This window comes from Microaerobacter geothermalis (assembly GCF_021608135.1).
Lineage (GTDB): Bacteria > Bacillota > Bacilli > DSM-22679 > DSM-22679 > Microaerobacter > Microaerobacter geothermalis.
In genome coordinates, this window is record NZ_JAKIHL010000061.1 from 1 (window position 1) to 8974 (window position 8974).

Genomic DNA, 8974 nt, shown 5'->3' on the forward strand with positions numbered 1-8974 from the left:
GATCAGAGACAAACAGTAATTTGATATTCGTGCTCGCAGCAACAGGAATTTGTGCTCAATGATCGATGCTGTCCGTTTAGTTCGCGGGGTCTGATATTGCTACCACCATAAAGATTTACGACTTACCATTCCCCTGTTCAATTTCCATTATGAGAAGATGACGATGATACAGTAACTAGGTAACTACTGGATGGAATTATTTTCATGAGAATTTGTGACCCTGCGGGTCATGTAAGTTTAGTTCCATCCATACCACACGGGGGAACTCTTTTTACCATATGTATGGAATAAAGACTAAATTTTAAATTTGGCCACCTGTTCTTTTAAGGAGATCGACATCTTTGCTAACATCTCAGCGGCTCCATTGATTTCTTCCATCGTCGCCATTTGTTGTTGGGAGGCAGCGGCTACCTCCTGTGTATCAGCAGATGAATTTTGGGCGAGCTGGGAAATTTGATCTGCAGCTTTTACAATTTCATCACTGCCCGAGGCCATTGCTTCGACGGTGGCTGACACATTTTCCATCTGTTCTCCAACCTGTTCAATCGCATGTAATATTTTTTGGAATGATTCTCCTGCTTCATGTACCACATTACGACCTTCTTTTACGGCTATTGTTCCTTCTTCCATGGAAGTGGCTGCTTGTTCAATCCCTTTCCGGATTGCTTCAATAACCTTGGCAATTTCGTTGGCGGAATAAGCCGATTGTTCGGCTAGCTTTCTTATTTCCTGGGCAACAACGGCAAAGCTGCGCCCCTGTTCGCCAGCCCTTGCGGCTTCGATTGCTGCATTGAGAGCCAATAGGTTGGTCTGTTCAGCAATTTCACGGATCGTACCAACAATTCCATGAATGGATTCTGACTGGTTATCTAACTGTTTTACGATAGATTCGGTATGAAGGACCTTGGAAGCAATGGATTCCATTTTATTTACGGCATTAGTAATGGCTTCTCCCCCTTCATTGGCGAAGTAAACAGTTTGATCGGTGTGGGATGAAACATTTTGAACATTGGTCGAAATCTGCTGCATTTCCTTGGCCATTTCGTGGATGGTCTGCACTGTATCTTTCACAAATTTCACTTGATTCTCTGAACCGTGGGCGATATCTTGTGAGGCAATGGCAATCTGCTCAGATGCCTTTGTGCTTTCACTGGCACTGGCAGTTAATTCTTCTGAAAAGGAAGCCACTTTTTCAGAGGCAAGATGGACTTGTTTAATCATTTCTCTAAACCGTTCAACCATTTCGTTAAACATCGCAGAACAACGTCCTATTTCATCTTTGGTACGGACAGGAACTTCAACGGTTAAATTTCCCTCTTCCGCTTTTTTCATTGCAGAGACCAATTCGCGCATTGGCGAAATGATCTGCTGAACTATAAAGTATCCGACAAGGATGGATAGGATGGAGGAAATTAAGCTAATCCAGAATATTTGTGTTTTAATAGTAGATACGGGTTGAAGAAGGTCATCTTTGTAGCTTCCAATCCCTAAGATCCAGCCGTTTGAGAGGGTCCGGAAGGAAGTCAGTTTTTCTTTTCCGTTAAATTGATAGATGATTTCCCCGTTTTTCTGTTTAATCATATCTTTTACGTAATTTTCTCCAGACAAATCTTTGCCAGCATCTGTCGGGTGAAACAAAAGCTTTCCATTACTATCCATAATAAAGCCATATCCCTGCATTCCATTTGGTTCATAATATTCTTTGGAAACTTCATCAACGGATTCTTTCACTAAGCTTTCAAGTTCTATTGCCGAGAGGTTACTATTATGCTCAATAATGTCGTTTAATTCCTTTTGCTTTAGGTCAGTTATATAATCCAAATCATATCTGGACATATTAAATGCGGAATCATACACGGTTTCTTTACTTAGATACCCGGCAATCATTAGGGGAATCAGAGTAATAATAAGAACGGTCAACAATAGTTTAAATTTGATTGACTTATTTTTGAGCCAGTTCACTTCTTCCATCCTCCTAAACATTTTAGAATTTGCTACCCATTTCACAGCCAGTATACAATAGATACGGGGCAGAGTAAGGGAAAGTTTATGAAACTTTTCTGAAATTTTTAAGTGCAACCTAATTTTTGTGTCCAATCCTTAAAAAAAGAATAGTTTGAAATAACATTAGTAAATCTTGTTAAGGTGATGACGATGAAGAAAAATGCTTCTTTTAAAATCGGGCAAATGTTGTCTTTACCCATTAATCGCTTAGGTATTAATGGAGAGGGAATTGGATATTACCAGAAACAAGTAGTTTTTGTTCAAGGGGCTTTGCCTGGTGAAAGGGTTAAAGTGAAAATTACAAATGTAAAGCCTACCTATGCCATCGCCAAACTCCTTCACATTGAAAAAAAATCGGCCCACCGAATCACTCCAGCATGTTCGGTATATGAGCAATGCGGCGGATGCCAGCTTCAGCATGTCCAGTATGAAGAACAGCTTCGTTTTAAGAGGGAGTTGGTTGTCCAGTCATTCCAAAGGTATACTAAAATACCGAAAATTGATGTAAAACCAACCATCGGAATGAAGAATCCTTGGGGTTACCGCAATAAAGCACAGCTTCAGGTAGGGATGGATGGTGGGGAAATCATGACTGGTCTATATTCCCCGGGCAGCCATCGGTTGGTGGATATATCCGGGTGTCCCATTCAAGATCCAAAAATCAATGAAATGATACGAGTGGCAAGGGGCGTAATGAAAGACTTGGGAATTCCTATCTATCAGGAAAAGGGTCATAGGGGAGTAATTCGTACCATTGTTGCCAGGATCGGAATGGAAACAGGTGAAGGTCAAATTACGTTTGTCACCAGAACAAAAAAATTTCCAAAATCAGACCTATTGATAGCCAGGCTTCGCGAAAAAATCCCCTATCTAAAGAGTATTCATCAAAATATTAATGACAAGAGAAGTTCCATCATTTTTGGGGAAGAAACCATCCTTTTATGGGGACGGGAAAAGATAAAAGAACAATTGGGAAATGTTGATTTTTCCCTGTCACCCAGAGCTTTTTTTCAATTAAATCCTGAACAGACCATCAAGTTGTATGAAGTGGTGAAGGAGGCTGCCCAGCTTACGGGGGGAGAGAAGGTGGTGGATGCCTATTGCGGGGTGGGTACTATCGGATTATGGCTGGCACCATTGGCCAAAGAAGTCCGGGGAATGGATGTGATTCCCGAATCCATTGATGATGCCAGAAGAAATGCCACGACCTGCGGTTTTTCCCATGCCAATTTCTATGTAGGAAAGGCAGAAATCTTGCTTCCTCAATGGGTGAAAGAAGGATGGAAGCCCGACGTGATTGTGGTGGATCCCCCCAGAACCGGTTGTGACGAAAAACTGCTAAAAACCATCATTCAGGTGAAACCCAAACATTTTGTCTATGTATCCTGCAACCCTTCTACATTGGCAAAGGATTGCCGGATTTTTCATGAAGGCGGATTTGACATAGAATGGGTACAGCCGGTGGATATGTTTCCTCAAACCGCTCATGTGGAGTGCGTAGTATTGATGCAGAATGTAAAAAATAAATAAGCGCCTGAAAAACGGCTTGAATACTGGGTTTTCCGGTGATTTGCCGCTTGCCGAAAATGTACTTTCGGGCGGTGGATCTGCCGGGAAGCCCTGTTTTTTATGTGTGTAATTGTTTGCGGAAACACATCTACAGCCTTTCGGGGCGGCTCTCGGCGGGCGGGGTTGTGTAGACGGAAAAGACGGGGATTGAAATATTTCGATGTGTTTGCGGGAACATGTCTACTTACGTAAATTTATTTTAAAACCTAAAAATGCACACCTTTCTGCGGTTTACAGGAAGGTGTGCATTTTAATTGTGCGCCCGGCATGGGCGCAGTCTAGCGGGTGAGAGTCCCGAGCACGCCCGGTAGCGGGAAGTGCATAGCCAAGGCCAAGGGTGTCCGCTGCAACGCGGAATCTGAAGGAAGGCGGCGGCAAATCTCTGGCCTGACGAATAGGAATCGCATAAGGCACAAGCTGAGGATAAGACTGCAATTCAAGTTGAAGTCCAATAGCTACACGGAACCAGTTTGTGTAAATGAGGCAGGTAGATGGAGAGAAAGACTGCGTTCTTACCCGGGGAGGTCTCGCAAGCGGGGCCAAGTAGACAATATTCGAAAGGACGCGTAGTAACAACGAATTGCGAGAAGTCAGCAGAGGCCATAGTACCAATTAGTTAAATGGGAAGGGCCGAACAATCGTAAGTCCGGAGAACGGACGAAGGGAGGTCAATGTGTTGAAAGCAGAATATCTTGGAGACAAGGGCTGCCTGCAAAGGGATAGCGCGGAACGTGAAGAGCATGCAGGAGCGCGGAGCATTGACAATCGGGAAACCGAAGAGACGGACGGTGCAGACCTGCTTGAAAGGATACTGGACAGGGATAACCTGAACAGGGCCTACGAGCGCGTGAAGGCCAACAAGGGAGCGCCTGGAATCGACGGCATGACAGTCGAGGGTGCGCTTGGTTGGTTAAGAGAACACAGGGAAGAACTTTTGGAAAGCATCCGAAACGGCGAATACAAGCCACAGCCGGTGCGCCGGAAGGAAATCCCGAAGCCGGATGGCGGTGTGCGAAAGCTGGGAATCCCGACTGTCGTAGATCGAATCATCCAGCAGGCAATTGCTCAGCAATTAACTCCAATCTTTGAACCGCTTTTCTCGGATAACAGCTTTGGCTACCGTCCGGAAAAGAGTGCGCAAATGGCAATTCAGAAAGTGAAGGAGTATGCGGAACAGGGCTACAAGCACGCGGTACTGATCGACCTGTCCAAATATTTTGACACGCTGAACCACGAACTGCTCATGAACATGGTACGGGAACAAGTCCATGACAAGCGCGTAACAGAACTTATTAAGAAGTATCTGAAAAGCGGTGTCATGGAAAACGGTTTGCTTGTGAAAACGGAAGAAGGCTCGCCGCAAGGTGGCCCACTCAGCCCACTGCTTGCCAACATCTATCTGAATAAATTTGATCAGGAGATGGGCGGCAGAGGCGTTCCGGTAATACGCTACGCAGATGACATTGTGATACTGGCCAAAAGCGAGCGAGCGGCAGAACGACTGCTTGAATCCGGCAGGAAATATCTTGAGGGGAAACTAAAACTCAAGGTAAACGCGGGGAAAAGCAAGGTCGTGAGCGTGGTGGCAATCCGAAATTTTAAGTTTCTGGGATTTGCGTTGGGAAGGGGCAAGAACGGCTATTACATTCGAGCCCATGCAAAGTCCCTGAAGAAAGCAAAGCAGAAGCTGAAAGAACTGACTTCCCGCAGTCAGGGCAGAAACGTCCGTGTGGTAATGCAGAACGTAAAGGTCTACATCCGCGGATGGCTAGGCTACTTCGGAATTGCGAGCATGAAGAGCACGATGGAAGAATGGGATGGATGGTTGCGCCGCCGTCTTCGGATGTACATCTGGAAACAGTGGAAGAAGCCTAAAACGCGCGTGAAGAACCTGATGAAGCTAGGCATGCCGAACTGGCAGGCCTACCGAAACGGGAACACGCGCAAAGGATACTGGGCGATTGCTGGAAGCGGTATTCTCACACACACGATTACAAACAAAAGACTCGCACAGGTTGGATACTACAGCATCCTTGACCGGTACGAGTCCCTGCACTTATGCGATTGAACCGCCGTGTACCGAACGGTACGCACGGTGGTGTGAGAGGTCGGTCACTCAATTAAAGGGTGACCTCCTACTCGATTAATACAGTTTGCGGATTTTTTTAAGATTTTCTTTTACAGGCCGTATATCTTCTGGTATGTCTTCCACTTTAATTTTGCTGTGCACATCGCAAGTACCGGCTTTTTTCGCTGTTTCATAGTACCAGCATTTATATTCCAGAAGTTCAAGAGTTTCCTGCAACTGGGCAATTTGTTTTTCGACAGCCTCTTTCTGCTTTTTAAACATTTCAAGCCTTTTATCGATTGTCGAATCGCCTTCCATAGTCCAGTCTATAAAGGTTTTGATATCTTTAATCGGCATGCCGGTCTTTTTCAAACATTCTATTATCATCAGCCATTCAAAATCTTCATCTTTAAACATTCGGATTCCGCTTTCGCTCCGTTCAACAAATGGCAATAATCCTTCTTTTGCATAAAAACGCAGGGTATGCGGGGAAATATTTACTTTTTTAGCGATCTCACCGATGGTGTAATACATAATCAACCTCCAAATGTTACAAATGTCTTGTTAAATAATTATTAATATAAATTTCACTTAAAAATACAAAACAACTTTAAAAAGCCTATTGACTTAGAGTCAACTCTCAGGTTTATTATTATGTTACCACATACAGGTGTATGTGTCAACGCTTGATATGAAAGGAGTGTGATATGAAAGGAGCGGGGCGCGAAAATGAATCAATTTAAAGAGACAAAACTCTTATAGCCTATTATTCAAGAGAGGGAAGCAATTACGCAGGCGGAAGCATAGTAAATTTGCCGGTTGGCAATACGGAAGTTGCCGCTGAAATGATTCAGAAAATAACCGGCGGCGAACTATTGCAAATCATAATTTAATGGAGGAATCAAGATGACAGGAAACAATCAAAAAACTTTTACAGTCAGTGAAAAAGTAACCGTTGAAAAGGTATCGTTTAAAAACAGGTATGGGATAACCGTTGCAGCGGTTATGTACTTGGCTAAGGATATTGATAAATCTCAAAAATATCCTGCCATCATTGTTGGCACGCCTTATGGCGGGGTTAAGGAACAAGGAGCTGGAATTTATGCACAAGCGATGGCAGAGCGCGGCTTTGCAGCTATCGCATTTGATGAATCTTACAACGGAGAAAGCGGCGGCGAGCCAAGACACGTTTCATCGCCGGACATCTTTGTTGAGGATTTCAGCGCGGCTGTGGATTATATAGGAACCCGTCCGTTTGTGGATAGAAACAAAATTGGGGTAATCGGCATTTGCGGAAGCGGAGGTTTTGCAATTACGGCTGCCCAGGTTGATAGAAGAATAAAAGCCGTTGCTGCCGTGAGTATGTACGATATGAGCAGAGTGATGCGCAATGGCTGGATGGATAGCATGACCGACGAACAGCGCGGCCAAATGCTCGACCAGCTTGGAGAGCAGCGCTGGAAAGATTTTGAAAGCGGGAGCCCGGAATTAACTCCGGCTTTTCCAAGCGAACCTGTTGACATTATTCCTGAAGGACTAGATCCTATTTCAAAGGAGTTTTTTGAATATTATGCAATGAAGCGCGGGCACCATCCCAATTCAATAGGCGCATTTACAAAAACAAGTGCCATGTCCTTTATGAATTTCCCTTTGATGAACTATATCAAATCAGTTTCGCCAAGACCTATTTTGTTTATCATTGGCGAACATGCGCATTCCAGATATTTTAGCGAAGACGCATATAAAATGGCCGCCGAACCTAAAGAGCTGTATATCGTACCTAATGCCGGGCATGTGGATCTCTATGACAGAACGGATTTAATTCCGTTTGATAAGCTGGAATCATTTTTCAAAGAAAATATGTAAACAAAGTCAGGAGGATAAAAAATGTTAGGAAATTTTATCTATTCAAATCCCACTAAACTGTATTTCGGAGAGGACTCGCTCAAATTCTTAAATGAGGAGCTGCCAAAGTACGGGAAAAATGTACTGTTTGTCTACGGAGGCGGTTCTATTAAGAAAACCGGACTTTATGACGAGATTGTAAAAATTTTAAAGGACAACGGCAAAGAAATTTTTGAGGATGCGGGAGTTATGCCAAACCCTACGGTTGAAAAGCTGTATGAGGGCTGCAAAAGAGCAAAGGACAACAATGTGGATCTGATCTTGGCCGTGGGCGGCGGCTCGGTATGCGATTACGCAAAAGCCGTATCGGTTTCGGCCTATTGTGAGGAAGACCCGTGGGATAAATATTTTCTGCGCATGGAAGATGTGGACAACAAAATCATCCCCGTAGGATGCGTTCTGACAATGGTCGGCACCGGTTCTGAAATGAACGGCGGTTCCGTTATTACCAACCCTGCCACAAAGCAGAAAATCGGCCATGTGTTCGGCGAGAATGTTTTCCCGAAATTTTCAATATTAAATCCCGTATTCACCTATACCGTTCCGCAATATCAAATGGTGGCCGGATTCTTTGATATCATGTCGCATATTCTGGAGCAATATTTTTCCGGTGATGACGACAACACCTCGGATTATATTATGGAGGGATTGTTGAAATCCTTGATCCACAGTTCAAGGATTGCCGTTAAAAATCCCAAAGATTACGAAGCAAGGAGCAACATTATGTGGACCGCGACATGGGCGCTCAATACCCTTGTTGCCAAAGGCAAATCCACAGACTGGATGGTTCACATGATAGGGCAGGCTATCGGCGGTTATACCGATGCTACTCACGGCATGACTCTATCCGCCGTCTCCTTGCCGTATTACCGGCACATCATGCCTTACGGGCTTCAAAAATTCAAGCGCTATGCAATCAACGTCTGGAATGTAAATCCCGAAGGGAAAACAGATGAACAGACCGCCAAAGAAGGACTTGAACGGATGGAAGCATATATGAAAGAAATCGGCCTTGTGATGAACATCAAAGACTTGGGTGTGACTGAAGATATGCTTGATGGCATTGCATCGAACACATTTATTTTAAAAGGCGGATATAAAGTGCTTTCTCATGATGAAATCGTAAAAATTTTAAAAGATAGTATGTAATAATAGGAGCGATTAAATGGATATCAAAGACTTTTTGCTGCACTTAAACCAAGGAAAAACAGTTATTGGCGGTTCGGAAATGCATCAGATGATGCATATTGTTTCACAGGAAGCGTTGAAGTTAACTGCCGAACTAAACTTACATGACCCGAAGGGTCACAAATTCTCATGAAAATAATTCCATCCAGTAGTTACCTAGTTACTGTATCATCGTCATCTTCTCATAATGGAAATTGAACAGGGGAATGGTAAGTCGTAAATCTTTATGGTGGTAGCAAT

The 8974-nt window shown here is 43.9% G+C and carries 7 protein-coding genes; 5 read left to right on the plus strand and 2 right to left on the minus strand.

From position 1 onward, the window contains the following. Positions 1 to 294: 294 nt before the first annotated feature. On the minus strand, positions 295 to 1962 hold the full coding sequence (locus tag L1765_RS15320; protein WP_236408362.1) for a methyl-accepting chemotaxis protein: 1668 nt from the start codon (positions 1960 to 1962) through the stop codon (positions 295 to 297). 192 nt (positions 1963 to 2154) lie between these two features. Here L1765_RS15320 and rlmD point away from each other — a divergent pair, with 192 nt between their 5' ends. Continuing rightward, the gene (rlmD, locus tag L1765_RS15325) at positions 2155 to 3534 is read left to right on the plus strand and encodes a 23S rRNA (uracil(1939)-C(5))-methyltransferase RlmD (protein ID WP_329610064.1); all 1380 of its coding nucleotides are present in this window, start codon (positions 2155 to 2157) and stop codon (positions 3532 to 3534) included. Between the two features lie 715 nt (positions 3535 to 4249). Further along, complete coding sequence (gene ltrA / locus L1765_RS15330) at positions 4250 to 5641, plus strand: group II intron reverse transcriptase/maturase (protein ID WP_236408363.1); 1392 nt, start codon at positions 4250 to 4252, stop codon at positions 5639 to 5641. 75 nt (positions 5642 to 5716) lie between these two features. On the opposite strand, the gene L1765_RS15335 is transcribed toward ltrA, so the two are convergent. After that, positions 5717 to 6175, minus strand: coding sequence for a MerR family transcriptional regulator (locus L1765_RS15335; RefSeq protein WP_236408364.1), 459 nt, complete (start codon positions 6173 to 6175; stop codon positions 5717 to 5719). Positions 6176 to 6547: 372 nt separating this feature from the next. On the opposite strand from L1765_RS15335, the gene L1765_RS15340 reads away from it, so the two are divergent. From L1765_RS15340 to L1765_RS15350, 3 genes are read left to right on the plus strand one after another with little or no spacing between them, the layout of a single operon-like run. Beyond that, positions 6548 to 7507, plus strand: coding sequence for an alpha/beta hydrolase (locus L1765_RS15340; protein ID WP_236408365.1), 960 nt, complete (start codon positions 6548 to 6550; stop codon positions 7505 to 7507). 21 nt (positions 7508 to 7528) lie between these two features. Beyond that, on the plus strand, positions 7529 to 8695 hold the full coding sequence (locus L1765_RS15345; protein WP_236408366.1) for an iron-containing alcohol dehydrogenase: 1167 nt from the start codon (positions 7529 to 7531) through the stop codon (positions 8693 to 8695). 16 nt (positions 8696 to 8711) lie between these two features. Further along, positions 8712 to 8867, plus strand: a complete 156-nt coding sequence (locus L1765_RS15350; RefSeq protein ID WP_236408367.1) for a hypothetical protein — start codon at positions 8712 to 8714, stop codon at positions 8865 to 8867. The last annotated feature ends 107 nt before the right edge of the window (positions 8868 to 8974 follow it).